Consider the following 18,123-nt stretch of genomic DNA (forward strand, 5'->3'; position numbering starts at 1 on the left):
AAGGGATGAATCACAGTCGAGGACCGCCGCAAGCTGGTCATATGGGCGGTCGCATCCAGGTCGGTGCTTTCCGTTGTGGGCGGCCATTTCTCGGACCGCTGACGCTGGAGGAGATGTGTGCTCGGCACTGGTGCCGTTGTTGAGGCGGTCGGTAGTCCTGTCACTCGTTCGTTCCGGTCTTTGGACGGGTGATCACCTGTCCGACAGGGTATTTCGAATTATCTGTGTTACCTCTGGCTGGATTCGATGGGGATGGCGGGCTTGGGGGTGGGAAATCGAGTGATTGATCCTTTAAATTGGCGGGTCGGGTGGGGATTGTTTTCGGGTGGAGGGTGGGCGAAAGTAACAAGTCTGATTTGTGGGCGATGGTTTTCACACGACACCAATTCAGGAGGTTGGAATGCGATCCGTGAAGCGACTTGCTGTAGGCGCGGCTGTTGTAGCTGCTGCGGCGGGCACTGTTCTCGCTGGTGGGGGCGTTGCTCAGGCTGATGTGCCGGTGTGGCAGGCCAACTGTCACGTGTACAACATCTTCAACACCGGCGGCATGTCCAATTGTGAGTTGCCCACCTGGCATCAGGTGAAGCTCACGTGCATTGCGTGGCCGGTTCCATTCACCTACTGGAAATACGGGCCGATCCAGTACGGGCAGAATCAGTCCTGGGCGAGTTGTGATTCGTTGAATGCGATGGTCGGTATCGAAGTTATCCAGGCGTAGCGCACTACCGCGTTGTTCGAGCCGGGGTAACCGGGGTCAATTCGGAGACGGTGGCCGCCGCGGGGTGCCACCGCCCCCTCCTCGTGTATCGAGGAGGTATGGAAGACCATGGGCGGCAGGGGTATTCGTCATCGTTCGGGGAAGTGGCGGCTGAATATGCCGAGCATCGGCCGGATTACGCGGTGCCGGCGGTGCGGTGGGCGCTGGCACCCGCGCCGGGCGTGCGGGTGGTAGATCTCGGGGCCGGGACCGGGAAGTTGACTCGGACTCTGGCGGAGGTGGGGGCCGAGGTTATTGCGGTGGAGCCGGATTCGGCGATGTCGGAGGAGTTGCGTGCCACACTCGCCACCCGAGCCGGGGTGCTGGTCATGCCGGAGCGGGAGCGCCGGGGCACGCTGGATCGGATTCGCGCGTATCTGGCGAGCAGGCCGGAGACCGCCGAGGGGGAGTTCATGCTGCCGATGCTGACCGGGGTGCTGCGGGTTCGGCGGCTGTGATTCGGGGAGTCCATGACCGTCGCTGACCACCCACCGCCGCGAAGCACAGCATGATGGAGGGATGTTCGAGCGGGTGAGCGCATGCGCGCATTGTTGATATTGGTCATCGTGCTGGGGATCGCACTGGTTGTCGGGGACCGGGTGACGGTCGTGATGGCGCAGAATGAGATCGGGCGCAAGATCGCGACGGACTACGGGCTGCCGAACCGGCCGAGTGTGACGATCGGGGGGATTCCCTTCCTGACGCAGGCCGCCGAAGGCACCTATCGCGATATCGAGGTGCGGGTCGGGGACTGGACGGAGAAGAATCTGTCCGTTCACAACCTTGATGTGAAGCTGACCGATGTTTCCGCACCGCTGGGGGACATTCTCAACAACCGCACCTCGAACCTGGTCGCGGCGACGGCCAACGCGACGGCCGTGGTGCCGTATGACGCGGTGAAGCCTTTCGCCCCCGAGGGAGTCGAATCGATCTCGTACAGCCCGGAGGGATTGCGCGTCACCGGAACGTTCTCGGTGCAGGGCATCCCGGTGCCCGCGACCGTCACGGTCACCGTCGCACCGACCGCCGACGGCATCGAGGTCACCCCGGTGTCGGTCCAGTCCGCCGCGGGTGGGCCCGAGATCCCGTTGGCTCTACTGAGTTCGACCCTGGCGTTCACCGTGCCGCTGGAACGACTCCCGCTGGGTGCGCAGTTGACGGCGATCCAACCGGGCGCCGATGGCCTGCACGTATCGGCGGTTGCCCATAACGTGCGCTTCTCCGACCTGCCGTGACCTTCGCTCGCGCACGGGGATCAGAGCTGATCGGCCGTCAACTGCACGCAGATGCGTGGTGGCCCAGAGTCGGAGAACCTGGACCGGCGATGCCGTGGGAGAGCGCGATCGAGGGCTTCGAGGGTGGTGGCCGCCGTAGCAGGGGACGTGAACCGTTTGCCCCGCGGCGACAGTGATCCGCTCGCGCTGTCACGGTGGCGTGCGCAGGATTTCCGGCCGGCGACAGTTCCACGGCGATCTCGTGGAGCGTTTGACGTAGCGACTGTAACCACACGCGCCGACAGATTCGAGGTGACCGACGGCTCGGCCACGCGCGGTGACCGAGCCGGGTCGGAGGGATCGGTGTTCCGGGCTACTTCCCGGCGGCGCGACCCAGTTCCTCCGGGTAGCGTTCGCCCGCAATGGCATCGGCGGGAGTCGCGGCTTCGATCCGGGCCAGATCCTCGGCGCTGAGCTCGATGTCGGCGGCCGCCACATTCTGCTCCAGGTAGGTGCGCCGCTTGGTACCCGGAATCGGCACCACATCATCGCCCTGGTGCAGCACCCAGGCGAGCGCCAATTGCCCTGCGGTGACACCCTTTTCCTTTGCCAGCTCGCCGATCGCGGCGACAATCGCCAGATTGCTGTCGAGATTGCCGTCCGCGAAGCGCGGGAACCGGCGGCGCATGTCATCGGCGGGCATATCCTTCGTGGAAGTGATGGCGCCGGTGAGCAATCCGCGTCCCAGTGGCGAGAACGGCACGATGCCGATACCGAGTTCGCGTGCGGTGGACAGGATTTCGTCCTCGATACCGCGCGTCCACAGCGACCACTCGCTTTGCAGCGCGGTGATCGGATGCACCGCGTGCGCCCGCCGGATGGTCTCCGCCGACGCCTCGGAAATCCCGAGGTACCTTACCTTCCCGGCCTGCACCAGCTCCGCCAGCGCACCCCAGGTCTCCTCGACCGGCACGGTCGGATCCACCCGATGCTGGTAGTACAGATCGATGTAATCCACCCCCAGCCGAGCCAGCGACTCATCACAACTCCGCTTCACATACGCCGCATCCCCCCGCGCCCCCATGCTCCCGCCCTCACCCCACACAATCCCGAACTTGGTGGCCAGCACCACCCGATCCCGCCGATCCGCGATAGCCCGCCCCACCAACCGCTCATTGGTCTCGGGCCCGTACACATTCGCCGTATCGAGCATGGTCACCCCCAGTTCGAGCGCCCGATGAATAGTCGCAATCGACTCGTCATCACTCTCCCGAACCCCATACGCATGGCTCATCCCCATACACCCGAGCCCCTCGGCCCCCACGGTCAGCCCACCGAGCTTCCTGGTCGCGATCATCCCGAACTCCTCCAAGTCGACGTCGTTCCCGGGCAGAAACCCGCTCACAAACCGAACCTATGACCTGGAGAGCAATCCAAGTCAAGCGCCGCCTACACCCCGCCGAGCTTGCGATCCTGTCCGCGGGGTCCGCCGGATTGTGCTGAAGCCCCTGCCCGCCAGCGTGAAGATCAACGGAAACTGGTAGAGCTGGTCCGGCTGCGCCGCGTGCCTGATGCGCGGAGTTCGGAGCACCGGTGTCAATCCCTGCGATGACATCAGCCCACCATCGCGTGCACCACGGCGCGAACAAACCGTATCTGGATAAGAACTTCGGCGGCGTATTCATGATCTGGGACCGCTTGTTCGGTACCTACGCCCCCGAACGCGAGTGGTCGAATTCGGTCTCACCCACCAGATCGGCACGCACAATTCGCTGGAGGTCTACACGCACGAAATCCGTTCCCTCATAGGCGATGTGCGCTCGGCGACCACGGGGCTGGACCGCGCCGGATACCTCTTCGGGCCGCCGGTCGGCAGCCCCGCCCCGCTCCGATGAGCCGCACCAAGATCGCGCGTCCACCCGGGGACGCGGCGCCCCGAATGACATAGTGGTGCGATGGGCGACAAGGCAACCGTTGCGGAAGCGTTCCTACCCCTGCTGCACGCCGCGGTGGGGCGCGAATCGCCGGTGCGATTCGAATTCTGGGACGGCAGTGTCATCGAACCGGCGGGCGAGCCCGCCGGCGTCATGCGGGTGCGATCCAAGAACGCACTGCGCTATTTGATCTGGGCCCCGGGCGAACTCGGCCTCGGCCGGGCCCTGGTCTCGGGTGAGGTCGATCTCGAGGGCGATATCTTCGTCCTGCTGCGCGCCCTGCAATCCACCGCACCCCGCGACGCCCGGCTCGGCCTCGACGGCGCCTGGCAGGCCCTGGGCGCGGCGCGACGATTGGGCGCGATCGGCCGCCGACCGGAACCACCGGCCGAGGAAGCCAAACCCGTGCGCGCCGGACTGCACACCAAACGCCGCGACGCCGCCGCCATCAGCCACCACTACGACGTCGGCAACGACTTCTACCGACTCGTCCTCGGCCCCAGCATGACCTACTCCTGCGCCCGCTTCGTCGGACCGGACGACGACGGCCACACCCCCGCGGATCCGACCGTCACGCTCGAAGACGCCCAGCGCGCCAAACACGACCTGATCTGCCGCAAACTCGGCCTGGACACCCGCCCCGGCATGCGCCTGCTCGATGTCGGATGCGGTTGGGGCGCAATGGCAATGCACGCCGCCGCCAGCTACGACGCCCAGGTCGTCGGCGTCACCATCAGTCGCGCCCAAGCCGACCTGGCCCGCACACGCGTAGCCGAGGCCGGATTGTCCGACCGCATCGAGATCCGCCTCCAGGACTACCGCGACCTCGGCGGCGAACACTTCGACGCCATCTCCTCGATCGGTATGTTCGAACACGTCGGAACCAAGCGCGCCGCAGCCTATTTCGAGACCCTGCGCACCCTTCTGCGCCCCGAGGGCCGCCTGCTCAACCACGCCATCTCCTCCCCGGGCGGTTCGGTCATGAGCCCCCGCTCCTTCGTCGGCCGCTATGTCTTCCCAGACGGTGAACTCATGGACGTCGGCGAAACCATCCTCGCCATGCAGCGCGCCGGATTCGAGGTCCGCGATGTCGAATCCCTGCGCGAACACTACGCCCTGACCCTCCGAAACTGGGTCGCCAACCTGGAAAGCGCTTGGCAGCAAGCGGTTTCACTCTCCAGCGAGGGCCGGGCCCGCATCTGGCGGCTCTACATGGCGGCCTCGGCCCTGGGGTTCGAAGACGGCGGCCTCGGCCTGCACCAGGTCCTCGCGGTCGTCCCCACCCCCTCCGGCGCGACCGGTATGCCCGCCACCCGCCGCGCCTGGGGCTGAGCTGCTCACGCTCCCGATAGGCGGCTGAAAAGCACTGTGCCCGTACGGAATCCGTACGGGCACAGTGCTTGTGCTACTGGTTCGGGCTAGCCGACCGTCGCGCCCACGCGCAGGGCGTGGGGTTCGATCGCGCCGCGGACGATCGCGCGCTCGTCGATGGTCTGCGCCTTGTAGGGCAGTGTCGACAGGGTGGCGGTCATCTTGGCGACCGGATCCTCGATGGCCTTCGGGGTGCCGAAGATGAAGGTCCACTCGTGCTCGTCGCTGACGTACGGGACGACCGTCTCGAACAGGTTGTGGAAGCGGGTCCACGAACGCTTGAGGGTTTCGTTGCGCCACATGGTCTGACAGCCGGCCTGGGCTGCCAGCACGCCGCCCTCGGACAGAATCGCCTTGCAGCGGTTCAGGAAATCGTCCTCGTACAGGCGATTGTGCTGCGCGTCCTCGACCCGCTCATCCGGCAGGTCGATACAGATCATGTCGTAGCGCACGCCCTCGGCCTCGGCCTTGGCCAGGAAGTCCCAGCCGTCGGCGTAATGCATCTTGATCGGGCCGGTCTGCGCGACCGCCTCGGCCAGATCCGCCTCGGAGTAGCCGTAGGGGAGGTGCTTGGCGCACAGCTCCACCTCGAGCTGATCGATGTCCACGTGATCCACCAGCGACGCGCCCGCCGCGGCCGACATCTGCGAGGCCACGCCCTCACCGGAACCGATGATCAGCACCTTGTCCAGCTTCTCGGCCAGCGCGTACCCCGGGACCAGCATGGCCTCGTGGTAGGTGAGCTGGGAGAACTCGGTGGACTGCCGATCGTCGTCGGAGAACAGCGACAGACCCTGCTCGGTCTTGGCGATCACCATGTGCTGGAACGGGGTGTTGGTGTCCACCACGACCTCGGACATGTTCCACACCCGGGTCAGGCCATCGCCGACCGGTTCGTGGATTCGGCGCGAGGTGTGCCCCCGCTGGATGACCTCCATATTGACGGTCCCCGGCGAAAGCTCCTGCTGCAGCAGCTCGACCGCCTTGGTGGCGCCGGCGCCGATGCTGCCGCAGGTGAAGACGTCGACGAAGATATCGCCGGACTCCGGGTAGGTGTGGATGGAGGCGTGCGACTCGGCCAGCAGCGCCAGGACGGTGACACCCTGCGGCTCGAACTGCTTGCGCACGACATCACAGATGGTCACCCCCGCGGCGACCAACGATTTTCGAAGTGCGGCTTCGAGTCGTTCGAGGTCGTTGCAGAGGGCCGCATCGACACCACCGAACTCGGCCAGCACGTGCCAGCCGGTGAATTCTGCCGTCATGGCTAAACTCACTCTCGCTCAGCGCCAGTGACTTGAACAGTCAAAGGCGGAAAACCGTTGAAGGACACCGACGAATAGCTCGCCGTATAGGCACCGGTCTCGAGGATTCGAACTGAATCACCGGCTCGCAACGTGGTCGGGAGAAGAACCCGCGTGCGCTGATACAGTACATCGTCGCCATCGCAGGTCGGACCAGCGACGACCGCCTCATCCACCGGGTCGCCGTCGCGATCGGTCTGGAAACGGTAGGCGATGTACTCGTTCTCGGTTTCGGCCATACCGTTGTAGCGGCCGATATCGAGGTATATCCAGCGCCGCCCGTCCGGCGCCTGGCGAACATTCACCACCTCCGCGTGGATCACTCCGGTGTTACCCACCAGGGCGCGGCCGGGTTCCACGATCAGATCGGTGTGTTCCGGGAGATGGCGGGCGGCGGCCGCGGTGATCACCGCGCCCAGCTCGGCCACGCCGGGAGCCGCATCGGCGTACGAAATCGGCAGTCCCCCACCGATATTCACTGCCGCTACGGGAATGTCCTTGGCCGCCAACGCTTCCGCGATAGCACCGGCCTGTTCGATGCCGATCTGCCAGGCGATCGGATCCAGCTGCTGCGAACCGACATGGAAGTACGGCCCGCCGACCCGCAGCCCCAGATCGTGCGCGCGCACCAGCAACTGCGCGGCTTCCCCCGGGGCGCAACCGAACTTGGTGCCGAACGGGGTCTGCGACTGCGGCGCCGAGGCGAGGAATCGGCACTCGACCTCCGAGCCGGGCGCGTGCTCGGCGATCCGTTCGAGATCGTCCTCGGTATCGAAGGCGAAGCGGCGCACACCCGCGGCGAACGCAGCGGCGATATGGGCAGCCTTCTTGATCGGATTGCCGTAGCACAGGACGGCCGGATCAACCCCCTGTGCGAGGCAGAGTTCGATCTCGCCGACACTGGCGACGTCGAACTCGGCGCCTTCGGAATCGAGTAGCCGGATGATCTCCGGTAGGGGACTCGCCTTGACGGCGAAGCGAATTCGTGCGGTGGGTAGCGCGGACTGCAGGGCGCGGTAGTTGTCACGCACCAGGTTCAGGTCGACGACGAGACAGGGCGACTCGCGAGAGTTTGAAACGGTCAATCTAAGGGAACTCCCCACTGTTCGGGCCGTGGAAGTGGCCTCGGGCAACAGCCAGCGAGAATAGCAGCGGTAGGCGTCGGAAAACGAACTGGCGATCAACGACTACGTCACCTTAACGCCGCGGGAGCGTCCTAAGACGGCCCCGCGACCTTACGAGAGTGTGACCGTCTCAGCCCGCGGCGATGGTCATCTCATCGAAGACGACCTCACCCGCGGCATCGGATTCGGCCAGGTCAACGACCGCATTGATACTCCAGCCGTGGTCCCCGGCCGGATCGTCCAGCACCTGGCGCACATGCCAGAACTCGCCCCGCGGCTCCACCTGGAACAGCTTCGGGCCGCGCGCGTTGGGCCCGGTGCGGATTTCGTCGTACTCGGCGAAATAGGGCACGAGTTCGCCCTCCCAGTCCAGTTCGTCCTCGTACTCGTCGAGCGCCTGCCAGCGCTGTAGCGCCGCCAGCTCGACCCGGCGAAACAGGGCATTGCGGACCAAAACCCGGAACGAGCGTTCGTTGGCGGAGATCGGACGTACGGATTCCGCACCGAAGGCCACCTGTTCGGTATCGGTCTCCGCGCCCGGATTGGTGAGCTGCTCCCATTCGTCCAGCAGGCTCGAATCGACCTGACGGATCAGCTCGCCCAGCCATTCGGTGATGTCGTCCAGCTCCTCGGTGCGCGCCTGCTCGGGCACCGTGCGGCGCAGCGCGCGATAGGCGTCGGCGAGGTACCGCAGCACCACGCCCTCCGACCGCGCCAGCTCGTACTGCGAGATCAGTTCGGCGAAGGTCATGGAGCGCTCGACCATTTCCCGCACCACCGATTTGGGCGCGGGCTCGAACTCGGACACCCACGGATGCCCGGCCTTGTACGTCTCGAATGCCGGGAGAATCAGTTCTTCGGCAAGGGGTTTGGGCCAGGTGATCTCCTCGAGGAGTTCCATGCGCTCCTCGTACTCGATCCCGTCGGCCTTCATCTCCGCGACCGCCACCCCGCGCGCCTTGTGCTGCTGGGCCATGAGCAGCTGGCGCGGATTCTCCAGCGTGGACTCGATGAGCGAGATGACATCGAGGGTGTAGGTCGGCGACTCCTTGTCCAGCAGTTCGAACGCGGCCAGCGCGAACGGCGACAGCGGCTGATCCAGGGCGAAATCGCGCTGGAGATCCACCATGAGCCGGGCATGGCGGCCGTACTGATCCGGCTCGTCGAGCTGCTGCACCACCCCCGCGTCCCGCAGCGCGCGATACAGCTTGATCGCCTTGAGGATATGCCGACGCTGCGCCGGCCGCGGTTCGTGATTGTCCTCCAGCAGATGCCGCATGGCCTCGAAGCAATTGCCCTTGCGCGCAATGACATTCAGCAACATCGAGTTGGTGACATTGAAGCGCGACACCATGGGTTCGGGGGCGGCCGCGACCAGGCGATCGAAGGTCTCCTCGGACCAGGAGACGAAACCCTCCGGGGGCTTACGCTTCTGCACCTTCTTGAGCTTCTTGGGATCATCACCGGCGCGCGCGATCAGCCGGGCATTCTCCACCTCGTGCTCGGGCGCCTGCACCACGACCGTGCCCAGGGTATCGAATCCGGCGCGCCCCGCCCGACCCGAAATCTGGTGGAACTCACGGGCATTGAGCCTGCGCGTGCGTACCCCGTCGTATTTGGTGAGTCCGGTCAGCAGCACCGTGCGAATCGGCACATTGATGCCGACACCGAGAGTGTCCGTGCCGCAGACGACTTTGAGCAGTCCGTCCTGAGCCAGCTTCTCCACCAGTCGCCGATACTTGGGCAGCATGCCCGCGTGATGCACGCCGATCCCGTGCCGGATGAACCGCGAGAGCGTCTTGCCGAACCCGGTCGCGAACCGGAATTCGCCCAGCGCGTCGGCGATCGCGTCCTTCTCGGCCTTGGAGGCGAAGTTCACGCTCATCAGCGCCTGCGCCCGCTCGATGGCCGCGGCCTGGGTGAAGTGCACGACGTACACCGGCGCGAGACTGGTGGTGACCAGGTCCTCGAGGGTTTCGGTGATCGGCGTGCGCACGTACGAGAAGCTCAGCGGCACAGGACGTTCCGCGCCCGAGACGATGGCCGTGTCATTCCCGCTGCGTCGCTCGAGATCCTCGGCGAAGAAGTCGACCTCACCGAGCGTGGCCGACATGAGCAGGAACTGCACCCCGGGCAATTCGATCAGCGGCACCTGCCACGCCCACCCGCGATCGGGATCGGCGTAGTAGTGGAACTCGTCCATGATGACCTGGCCCACATCGGCGGCCGTCCCCTCGCGCAGCGCCAGATTCGCCAGAATCTCCGCGGTCGCGCAGATGATCGGCGCATCCGGATTCACCGCCGCGTCACCGGTCACCATGCCGACCCGATCCGCCCCGAACACCTCGCACAGCGCGAAGAACTTCTCACTGACCAGGGCCTTGATCGGCGCGGTGTAATAGCTGCGCTGTCCGCGATTCAACGCCGCGTAGTGCGCGCCGATGGCGACCAGCGACTTACCCGATCCGGTGGGCGTGGCCAGAATGACATTCGACCCGGTGAACAGCTCGAGCAGCGCCTCTTCCTGCGCCGAATACAGCGTCAGCCCCTCCGCGGTCGTCCAGTCCGTGAAGGTTTCGTACAGCCAGTCCGGGTCCACATCGGGCACGGCTTGGTCGGGGACGAGTTCGGATAGCTGCACCTCGACTACGTTACTGGGCGATCTGCCCGGCTCGGCCACGGCGGCCGTCGCGCCGTCCCGCGACCGCGCCGCACAGATCTCGCCGATCCGATGCGGGTGCACGCGACATGGCCACGGCAGCGGTACCGCGTCACGGGCTGGGCACCCAGTTCGCGGTGCTCGGGTATGTGCCGTCACCGATGTTCGACAGGGCGGTGCACGACGGATCTCGCCTGTCCTACAACGTGTATCACACGACCTTCGTCTTCGGGATCCTCTGCGCGCTGGTGCGGATGGGCAGAGATCCCGATGAGCGAATGGCCGCCGGACTGAGCAGATCCGGCGGCGAACTGCCCCGGGAGTGGGACGGTCGCCGCGCCGGAATCGCGGAGGTGGCCGAACAGATCGGGCGCACCTTCCATGCGTGGCGAGAACTCGCCGGCGGTGCGCCGAACGCGGCCGAAGAGAGAAAACCGCTGCGGCAAGTCCTCGACGTCGACCTGCTGCGCGCGCACGAGCTGATGTCGCTGTTCGCCATGGCCCGGGTGGCGGGCGTCAGCTCGATACACGACTCGGGCTGGAGACTACCGCGCCGCCGAGCGCTGCTGTCCGGGCGTGAACTGCCCGCGGATCCGCTCATCGCCACCGCGTGAGGCGGCCGCCGTGCGGTCAGCGACCGTGCTCGCCGCCGTCCTCGCCCTCGGTGAAACCGGACTGCTCGGCGAGGAACTTCTCGAACTCCGCGCCCAGCTCATCGCCCGTGGGCAGATCGGCATCGGGCGCGAGCAGGCTGGACTGACGCTCCTGCGCGGTGACGAAGCTGTCGTACTGGCGTTCCAGCGCCTGCACGACATTCTCGACCTCGGAGTTACCCGAGATGTGCTCGTTGACCTGCTCGCGCACCCGCGCGGCCGATTCGCTCAGCGCGGCCAGCGGCAGTGCCAGGCCCGCGTTCTCGGCCACATTCTCCAGCAGCGTCTGCGCGGCCTCGGGGTACGCGGTCTGGGTCAGATAGTGCGGCACATGCACCGAGAAGCCGACCGACTCATGACCGTGCTGTGCCATTCGGTACTCGAGCAGCGAGGACGCGCTACCGGGCACCTGCAACTCGCCCGGCCAGCGCTGATGATCGCCGATCAGGTCGCTGTCGCTGGCGTGCGCGGTCACACCCAGCGGGCGGGTGTGCGGAATCGCCATGGGAATCGCGCTCAAACCGATGGTGCGGCGCACACCCAGCTGTTCGGCCAGCAGCCGCACCGCGGTGACGAACTTCTCCCAGCGCAGATCCGGTTCCAGTCCGGACAGCAGCAGGAATGGCGTGCCCGCGGTGTCCTTGACGGCCCACAGATTCAGCTCGGGCTCGGAGTACTCCGAGAAGTGATCGGTCTTGAACATCATGAGCGGGCGGCGGGAGCGATAGTCCAGCAACTCGTCCATATCGAACGAGGCGACCAGTTCGCTCTCCAGGCTTTCGCGCAGATGTGTGGTGGCCAGCTTCACAGCGTGCCCGGCATCGGTGAAACCCTCCAGCCCGTGCACCAGCACGGGACCGGCACCGTCGGCCGAGGACAGCTGCGGAGCCGGAAACTCCAGCTCGTACATTCGCGACTCGTAGTCCATCGCGTACTCCTTCCTGCGTGGCCCACCTGCGCGACCCGTGACCCAATTGTCCCTCATGCGCCGACAGGTCGTGCATCGCCCGCACCCCGGCTGCAACGCGGCAGACCCGGACACGCATTCCCGCGAGCTCGCCACGCGGCGTGGCATTCGGTGTGAACAGCAGATATTCGGCATAGTGGACGAGTGACCGTGCCGGATTCGTCGGGTCGGCAGGTGGCTTGCGAGCCCTGCCCCATGCCCACTCGCAGGTTCTCCCGAATGCCGATCCGCCCCGTGGGGATCGCGTTACTGGGCATGATCCTCGCGGGATGCGGCAGCACAACGATATCCGGTCACCCCGTGGCATCCCAAAGTCCGGTGACCACCGTGCATACCGACAGTGGACTCGCCCGGTTACTGCCCGACGCGTCCCAATTCCCTTCCCGCTACGCCGCGGTGACCCTGCCCGTGGACGCCGCGGGACAGGCCGCGAGCGATCTCGACGGCGTCCTGCCCGGCGCGAGCATCGATCCCGCGACCTGCGCACCCCAGGCCCCCACCGCCGGACCGGTGGTCGTGGTCGGCACCGATGACACCACCCGCGCCACCCTCACCGTGGCGCTGGTGCGCACCGATCAGAAACTCGCCACCCTGCGAGATCAATTGCAGCGCTGCGCAACCGTGCGCGTCGGACACGGCGGCACCACCGCCACCATCACCACCGATATGGATCCGCCACCGCCGCTGGACGCCGACGACACCCTCGCGTTGCGCCGCACCGTGCAATCGGAATCCGGTGGTGCCGGTCTGACCCGCAGCATGCAGACCCTGCTCGGCCAGATCGGTGATGTGCGAATCAATGTCACCTATATGTCTTTCAGCGGCGGCAAACCCGATGCCGAGGCCCTCGACACCCTCTTCACCACCGCGGTGAGCAAAGTCCGCAAGGGCTGAACGCCTTTCGGAGAGGAGCCGACCCCTGCCTGCCCGGCTCCAGCGCCGAATCAGCAGGCCGAACCGGTGCCCGAACCCGAACCCGCGGAGCCGCTGCCCGCCGAACCGCTTCCGGCCGAGCCGCTTCCGAACGAACCGCTCGCCGAACCGCTGCCACCCGAACCGCTGGCCGAGCCACTGGGCAGGAAGGCGCACAGCGAGTTCGGCGCGCCGACCGGATAGACGATGGTGGACATGGACAGGCCCTGGCGCACGCCGATGGTGTAACTGCCCGTCGCGGTGGGGTGCCAGTCCAGCGAAGCGGTCACGACGCCGGAATTGGCGACGGGCGTGACGGTTCCGATGCTCGCGCCATTGATCAGGAATTCGACCTGGCCGAATTTATTGCTGCCGTCGACCCCGGCGATGATGGTGCAGCCGTCTTTCACGCTGCACGCTTTGCCCGGAATCAAGCCGGTCACGCTGATGTCGGTGATATCGGCGGTGGCGGGTCCGGCCAGCAGCGCGGGCCAGGCGAGGGCGGTGAAGGCGGCGGCGGTGCTCACCTCGAGAAGTGTTCTCTTCATTGTGTAATTCCTTCCGGCACCGGAGTGGGGTGCCGGGCGGACTGTAACAGCGCCGTGCCCTCCGATTCTGCGAAATCGGAAGTGCTGCAACATGATTCGGTTTTCGTATGACTGCGCAGCAGTGCGGTCAGGTGCCATGGCGCGCCACGAGTTCGGTGCCCAGGCGGGCCAATTCGGCGCGCACCGAATCGGGTTCGGTGACCTCGAGCGCGGCACCCCAGCCCGCCAGTTGCTGGGCGATCATGAGCGGACTCGGGGCGGTGATGCGAACCCTGGTGCGGCCGTCCGGCATCGGACCCTCCACCACACAGTGCCTGCCCTGCTGATGGCGCAGCACGGCCAGCAGATGGTCCGGGACGAGCACCGTGGCCGACAGCGTCGAGCGATGCCGCTCCACCTCCTCGACCACCTCCGACCAGGCGGTATCGAGGTCGAAATCGGCCGGGCGATGCGCCGATTCGTCGCTGATCTCGATATCGGTCATGCGATCGACCCGGAAAGTCCGCTGCCCGCGTTCGGTTCCGGCGATCAGGTACCAAACGGCGTCCTTGTCGGTCAGGCCCCACGGGTCGACCGTCCGGCGCGTGCGGGAATCGCCGCGGCCGTAGTCGAATCGCACCCGGCGGCGGCGTACCACCGCGCGCTGCAATTCCCGCACGGCGTCCGGGGCCGGTTGATCGCGTTCTCCCCAGCGCGCCGGATCGACGATCATCGCCCCGGCCGCGGCCTCCGCATCGGTGCGAAAGGACCGGGGGAGCGCGTGCAACAGCTTGCGCACCGTGGAGCGGGTCGCCGGAGTCGCGGTCGCCATCGGACCCAGCAGCAGGAACAGCGACTGCGCCTCCGGGGCGGTCAGACCGCTCAGATCGGTGCGCGCACCACCCACCAGGGTCCAGCCGCCACCGCGTCCGGCCTGCGGGTACACCGGAATCCCGGCGGTGGACAGGGCCTCGAGATCGCGGCGCGCGGTCGCCACCGACACCTCCAGTTCGGCCGCGACCTCGGCCGCGGTCACCCGGCCGCGGGTCTGCATGAACAACAGGGTGGCTACCAATCGATCGGCTCGCATGCGAAAAGTGTGCCGGTAAAAGTGCTCATTCGGTGAGCACTTTGCCGCCGATGATTTGTTCCTATCGACATCGGAACCACCAAGGAGATCGACATGCTGCGTGGAATGGCCACCGTGACCTATTACGCCGACGACCTGGCGGCCGCCAAGGACTGGTACAGCGAATTCCTCGGCACCGCACCGTATTTCACGGTCCCGGGCGGGTACTACGAATTCCGCGTCGGCGACCACCAGGCCGAGTTGGGCCTGATCAATCGCTCGTTCGCGCCGAGTCATCCGGATCGGCCCGGCGGCCAGGTGGTGTACTGGCACGTCGATGATCTGCCCGCCACCTTCGAACGACTGCTGAGTATGGGCGCCAAGGAGTTCGAGCCCGTCACCGAGCGCGGTGCGGGTACCGGGTTCGTCACCGCCGCGGTGGTCGACCCGTTCGCAAATGTGCTGGGCATCATGTCCAACCCGCACTATCTGGAAATCCTCGCGCAGCGCGCCGGATAGCTCGCACGGATCACTCCTTCCGGCACGTGAGGGGCGTGCCGAGGCGGACTGTAACAGCGCGGGGGTGGAGAATCAGGCAAAATGAAACGAATATGTTTCACGTTGTGACCGCCGAGTGGGCAAAGTAGCAGCGGGCACCGACAGATCCTCTCGTCGGCTGCTCACGCCACGCCGAATGGTGCACGGCGCGAACCGAATTCCACAGCCGGGGTGAATCCGGCGATTGTTGTCGGAGTCGTGACGGTGCTCGCGCACACTCTCGTCCGCATGACAACGCCCGCCGAACCCGGCCCACCCGAACCCCCGCCCACCGCCGCCGATCGGTCCGAGCCCGATCCACACCTGTCCGATCCCGGTGATCTCATCGCCGCGATACCGGCCATGCTCGGCTTCGTACCCGCCAGATCGCTGGTGATCACCGTCTTACGCGCGGATCCGGACGCCTCCGGGCGGGCCGCCATCGATGTGGTGGCGCGTATGGATCTGGACAATCCGGGCCGGGCCGCCACCGGGGAGTTGGTGGACCGGGTCGCGGGAGTCTGCGGGCGCGGGGACGCGACCGCGGTGCTGGCGCTGATTGTCGATGATCGGGCCACCGCACCCGTCGATCGGCATCGCGGCGTGCGATCGCGCAAGCATCGCGATCTCATCGGCGCGCTCGAACATCGGCTCGATGCCGACGCGGTTCCGCTCGCCGGCGCCTGGGCGGTCTCGGCGATCGGCGTCGATCAGCCGTGGTGGAGTCTGCTCGGACCGGTGCGATCGGGCAGCCAACCCGATCCGGCGACCTCCCTGGTGACGCTCAAACATGTGCTCGAGGGCCGCCCGATGCGCGCCTCACGCGATGAACTGACCGCCGCGGTGGCGGTGAATTCCCTTGTGCGAGACAAGATGCCCGAACTCCTGACGGCGGCGACCGAAGCCGCCGCCGACCGGCTCGCGCACGCCCTGCGCCGCGGTGAACCGACCTTCTACAGCCGCGCCGCGCTGCGGAGCATCCTGCGGCAGATCGCGAATATCGAGGCCGGGCGCCTGCCCACCGTCGCCGAGTTGGCGGAAGTGGCTGTGGCACTGCGTGATCAGACGGTGCGCGATATCCTCTTCGGCCTCTCCCCGGGCGCGCACGCCGAGGCGGCCGAAACCCTGTGGCTCGAATTGACCCGTGCCCTGCCCGATCCCGATCGCGCCGAGGCCGCCATGCTGCTGGGCTATGCCGCCTATACCCGCGGTGACGGACCGTTGGCCGGGGTCGCCCTGGACGCCGCATTGGCCTCGGATGACTCCCATCGCATGGCCAACCTGCTCGAACTCGGCCTGCAAACCGGTATGCGCCCGGAGCGCCTGCACCGTTTGGCCGAGGCCGGACGCGAAGCCGCCGCGGATCTCGGGATCCATCTGCGATCGGAGCACCCGTGACATCCGCGGCGGCGGCAAGGACCTACTTGCGTGCGCTGTGCGCGCGATCGCCGAGCGCGCGCAGGAAATCCCAGGCGTCGGTGACGATCTCGTCCAGATCGGTGTGTTCGGGCCGCCAGCCCAGTTCGGCCATCGCCTTCTCGCTGGAGGCGATGAGCACCGCCGGATCACCGGCGCGGCGCGGCGCGTCCACCGAGGTGATGGGCAGGCCGGTCACCCTGCGGCAGGCCGAAATGACCTCGCGCACCGAGAAACCGGTGCCGCTACCCAGGTTGAAGATGCGATGCGCACCCGGCTGCGACTGGGTCAGCGCCAGCAGATGCGCCTGCGCCAGATCGCGAATGTGGATGTAGTCGCGCACCGCACTGCCGTCCGGCGTCGGATAGTCGGTGCCGAAGACCGAGATCGAATCCCGATGGCCCAGCGCCGTCTGCAACACCAGGGGGATCAGATGCGTTTCCACCACCCGGTTCTCACCGAGCCCGGCGTAGGCCCCGGCCACATTGAAGTACCGCAGGCTGGTCGCCGCGAGCCCGTGCGCCGCGGCGTACGAGGTAATGGCGTAATCGATCGAAAGCTTCGACGCGCCATACGGATTGGTCGGCGCCTTGGGCGCGTCCTCGACGATCGGCACCCGCTGCGGTTCGCCGTACACCGCCGCGGTGGAGGAGAAGACCAGGCGCGGGGTGCCCGCGTCCCGCATGGCCTCGAGCAGCGCCAAGGTCTTGACCACATTGCCGTGCCAGTACTTCTCCGGTTGCAGCACCGACTCCCCGACCAGCGACTGCGCCGCGAAATGCAGCACGCCGTCGAAGGATTCGGCCGCGATGAGGTTTACACCGGCGGTGGCGATATCGCCCTCGACGAACTTCGCCCCGGCGGGCACGCCGTCGGCATTGCCGGTGGACAGATCATCGACGACCACCACCTCGTGGCCCTCTTCGAGCAGAACCTGTGCGACGCCGCCGCCGACGTAACCCGCGCCCCCGGTAACCAGCAGTTTCAAGTCTCAGACCAACTTCACCTGGACGGCGTGCGCCATCTCGTCGGACAATTCATAGCCTTCGTGACCCGGCACCAGAATGATCACCGAACCGGGCTTGGTCTCCACATTCACGCGCGCGTCCGGTACGACACCGGCCTCACGCAACTGGCCGATGACCTCGGGGTCGGTCTGAATGTGCTCCGAGAGGCGGCGCACCACCACCGCGGCCGAGTGACCCGAGGGCAGATCCGAGAGCCGGATCAACTTCTCCTCGCCGCCGACGCTCGGGGTGACGCCGAGTTCGTCCAGGCCCGGAATGGGATTGCCGTACGGCGAGGTGGTGGGATTGTTCAGCACCTCCACCAGGCGGCGCTCCACCTCCTCGCTCATCACATGCTCCCAGCGGCAGGCCTCGGCGTGCACGTTCTCCCAGTCCAGCCCGATGATGTCGACCAGCAGCCGCTCGGCGAGCCGATGCTTGCGCATGACCGAGACGGCCATGGACCGGCCCTTGTCGGTCAATTCGAGGTGGCGGTCACCGGCAACGGTCAGCAAACCGTCGCGCTCCATCCGGGCCACCGTCTGGCTCACCGTGGGCCCGCTCTGTTCGAGACGCTCGGCAATGCGAGCGCGCAGGGGCGTAACGCCCTCCTCCTCGAGGTCGTAGATGGTACGGAGGTACATCTCCGTGGTGTCGACCAGATCCTTCACC

At 66.5% G+C, this 18,123-nt stretch carries 18 protein-coding genes and 1 pseudogene; 10 read left to right on the top strand and 9 right to left on the bottom strand.

Annotated elements, in window-relative coordinates; translation table 11 throughout:
- Positions 1-400 precede the first annotated feature (400 nt).
- The 3 genes from NA10_RS10495 (at position 401) to NA10_RS10505 (ending at position 1,992) form a co-directional block, all read left to right on the top strand.
- A complete protein-coding gene (locus NA10_RS10495) occupies positions 401-718 on the top strand; it encodes a hypothetical protein (RefSeq protein ID WP_067566701.1) in 318 nt (105 codons plus the stop codon).
- Between the two features lie 143 nt (positions 719-861).
- Positions 862-1,215, top strand: a complete 354-nt coding sequence (locus NA10_RS10500; RefSeq protein WP_067566702.1) for a methyltransferase domain-containing protein — start codon at positions 862-864, stop codon at positions 1,213-1,215.
- An 81-nt stretch (positions 1,216-1,296) separates the two neighbouring features.
- A complete protein-coding gene (locus NA10_RS10505; protein WP_067566704.1) occupies positions 1,297-1,992 on the top strand; it encodes an LmeA family phospholipid-binding protein in 696 nt (231 codons plus the stop codon).
- Positions 1,993-2,344: 352 nt separating this feature from the next.
- On the opposite strand, the gene NA10_RS10510 is transcribed toward NA10_RS10505, so the two are convergent.
- The gene (locus tag NA10_RS10510; protein ID WP_067566838.1) at positions 2,345-3,328 is read right to left on the bottom strand and encodes an aldo/keto reductase; all 984 of its coding nucleotides are present in this window, start codon (positions 3,326-3,328) and stop codon (positions 2,345-2,347) included.
- A 251-nt stretch (positions 3,329-3,579) separates the two neighbouring features.
- Between NA10_RS10510 and NA10_RS39475 the strand changes: the two are divergent.
- The 3 genes and pseudogenes from NA10_RS39475 to NA10_RS10515 all read left to right on the top strand — a co-directional run.
- Positions 3,580-3,669 (top strand): annotated as a pseudogene (locus tag NA10_RS39475) (sterol desaturase family protein); the annotation flags it as partial.
- Positions 3,670-3,698: 29 nt separating this feature from the next.
- Complete coding sequence (locus tag NA10_RS37505) at positions 3,699-3,866, top strand: hypothetical protein (RefSeq protein ID WP_169812563.1); 168 nt, start codon at positions 3,699-3,701, stop codon at positions 3,864-3,866.
- Between the two features lie 60 nt (positions 3,867-3,926).
- Positions 3,927-5,237, top strand: coding sequence for a class I SAM-dependent methyltransferase (locus NA10_RS10515; RefSeq protein WP_084514494.1), 1,311 nt, complete (start codon positions 3,927-3,929; stop codon positions 5,235-5,237).
- 86 nt (positions 5,238-5,323) lie between these two features.
- Here the strand turns inward: NA10_RS10515 and speD are convergent, their stop codons facing one another.
- The 3 genes from speD to NA10_RS10530 all read right to left on the bottom strand — a co-directional run bounded on the left by speD (position 5,324) and on the right by NA10_RS10530 (position 10,345).
- A complete protein-coding gene (gene speD / locus NA10_RS10520; RefSeq protein ID WP_067566706.1) occupies positions 5,324-6,541 on the bottom strand; it encodes an adenosylmethionine decarboxylase in 1,218 nt (405 codons plus the stop codon).
- An 8-nt stretch (positions 6,542-6,549) separates the two neighbouring features.
- Complete coding sequence (locus NA10_RS10525) at positions 6,550-7,665, bottom strand: type III PLP-dependent enzyme (protein ID WP_281180164.1); 1,116 nt, start codon at positions 7,663-7,665, stop codon at positions 6,550-6,552.
- Positions 7,666-7,834: 169 nt separating this feature from the next.
- Positions 7,835-10,345, bottom strand: coding sequence for a DEAD/DEAH box helicase (locus NA10_RS10530; RefSeq protein ID WP_067566842.1), 2,511 nt, complete (start codon positions 10,343-10,345; stop codon positions 7,835-7,837).
- 107 nt (positions 10,346-10,452) lie between these two features.
- On the opposite strand from NA10_RS10530, the gene NA10_RS10535 reads away from it, so the two are divergent.
- Positions 10,453-10,977: a hypothetical protein gene (locus NA10_RS10535; protein WP_067566709.1), complete on the top strand. Its 525-nt coding sequence runs from the start codon at positions 10,453-10,455 to the stop codon at positions 10,975-10,977.
- A 16-nt stretch (positions 10,978-10,993) separates the two neighbouring features.
- Here the strand turns inward: NA10_RS10535 and NA10_RS10540 are convergent, their stop codons facing one another.
- Positions 10,994-11,944 carry a PAC2 family protein gene (locus NA10_RS10540; protein WP_067566711.1) on the bottom strand — a complete coding sequence of 317 codons (951 nt, stop codon included), beginning with the start codon at positions 11,942-11,944 and terminating at the stop codon, positions 10,994-10,996.
- 339 nt (positions 11,945-12,283) lie between these two features.
- On the opposite strand from NA10_RS10540, the gene NA10_RS10545 reads away from it, so the two are divergent.
- Complete coding sequence (locus NA10_RS10545) at positions 12,284-12,877, top strand: DUF5642 family protein (protein WP_245677131.1); 594 nt, start codon at positions 12,284-12,286, stop codon at positions 12,875-12,877.
- A gap of 50 nt (positions 12,878-12,927) precedes the next feature.
- Here the strand turns inward: NA10_RS10545 and NA10_RS36630 are convergent, their stop codons facing one another.
- Together NA10_RS36630 and NA10_RS10555 are read right to left on the bottom strand one after the other, a co-directional pair.
- A complete protein-coding gene (locus NA10_RS36630) occupies positions 12,928-13,443 on the bottom strand; it encodes a hypothetical protein (RefSeq protein ID WP_067566713.1) in 516 nt (171 codons plus the stop codon).
- A gap of 127 nt (positions 13,444-13,570) precedes the next feature.
- Positions 13,571-14,512 carry a helix-turn-helix transcriptional regulator gene (locus NA10_RS10555; RefSeq protein WP_067566715.1) on the bottom strand — a complete coding sequence of 314 codons (942 nt, stop codon included), beginning with the start codon at positions 14,510-14,512 and terminating at the stop codon, positions 13,571-13,573.
- Between the two features lie 93 nt (positions 14,513-14,605).
- On the opposite strand from NA10_RS10555, the gene NA10_RS10560 reads away from it, so the two are divergent.
- Positions 14,606-15,010 (top strand): VOC family protein, encoded by a 405-nt coding sequence (locus tag NA10_RS10560; protein WP_067566721.1) that lies wholly within the window; start codon positions 14,606-14,608, stop codon positions 15,008-15,010.
- 267 nt (positions 15,011-15,277) lie between these two features.
- Positions 15,278-16,426, top strand: coding sequence for a DUF4192 domain-containing protein (locus tag NA10_RS10565; protein WP_157556359.1), 1,149 nt, complete (start codon positions 15,278-15,280; stop codon positions 16,424-16,426).
- Positions 16,427-16,448: 22 nt separating this feature from the next.
- On the opposite strand, the gene galE is transcribed toward NA10_RS10565, so the two are convergent.
- Together galE and NA10_RS10575 are read right to left on the bottom strand one after the other, a co-directional pair.
- On the bottom strand, positions 16,449-17,432 hold the full coding sequence (galE, locus tag NA10_RS10570; RefSeq protein ID WP_067566722.1) for a UDP-glucose 4-epimerase GalE: 984 nt from the start codon (positions 17,430-17,432) through the stop codon (positions 16,449-16,451).
- Positions 17,433-17,435: 3 nt separating this feature from the next.
- On the bottom strand, positions 17,436-18,122 hold the full coding sequence (locus tag NA10_RS10575; protein WP_067566725.1) for an iron-dependent transcriptional repressor DtxR: 687 nt from the start codon (positions 18,120-18,122) through the stop codon (positions 17,436-17,438).
- Between the last annotated feature and the right edge of the window lies 1 nt (position 18,123).

This window comes from Nocardia acidivorans NBRC 108247 (genome assembly GCF_001625085.1).
In the GTDB taxonomy this organism is placed as follows: Bacteria; Actinomycetota; Actinomycetes; order Mycobacteriales; family Mycobacteriaceae; genus Nocardia; species Nocardia acidivorans.

Coding starts and splice junctions, on each gene's coding strand:
- NA10_RS10515 (WP_084514494.1), top strand. CDS start 3,927: ATGGGCGACAAGGCAACCGTTGCGGAAGCGTTCCTACCCCTGCTGCAC.
- NA10_RS10555 (WP_067566715.1), bottom strand. CDS start 14,512: ATGCGAGCCGATCGATTGGTAGCCACCCTGTTGTTCATGCAGACCCGC.
- NA10_RS36630 (WP_067566713.1), bottom strand. CDS start 13,443: ATGAAGAGAACACTTCTCGAGGTGAGCACCGCCGCCGCCTTCACCGCC.
- NA10_RS10510 (WP_067566838.1), bottom strand. CDS start 3,328: ATGATCGCGACCAGGAAGCTCGGTGGGCTGACCGTGGGGGCCGAGGGG.
- NA10_RS10495 (WP_067566701.1), top strand. CDS start 401: ATGCGATCCGTGAAGCGACTTGCTGTAGGCGCGGCTGTTGTAGCTGCT.
- NA10_RS10560 (WP_067566721.1), top strand. CDS start 14,606: ATGCTGCGTGGAATGGCCACCGTGACCTATTACGCCGACGACCTGGCG.
- NA10_RS10505 (WP_067566704.1), top strand. CDS start 1,297: ATGCGCGCATTGTTGATATTGGTCATCGTGCTGGGGATCGCACTGGTT.
- NA10_RS10535 (WP_067566709.1), top strand. CDS start 10,453: ATGGCCACGGCAGCGGTACCGCGTCACGGGCTGGGCACCCAGTTCGCG.
- NA10_RS10540 (WP_067566711.1), bottom strand. CDS start 11,944: ATGGACTACGAGTCGCGAATGTACGAGCTGGAGTTTCCGGCTCCGCAG.
- speD (WP_067566706.1), bottom strand. CDS start 6,541: ATGACGGCAGAATTCACCGGCTGGCACGTGCTGGCCGAGTTCGGTGGT.
- NA10_RS10565 (WP_157556359.1), top strand. CDS start 15,278: ATGACAACGCCCGCCGAACCCGGCCCACCCGAACCCCCGCCCACCGCC.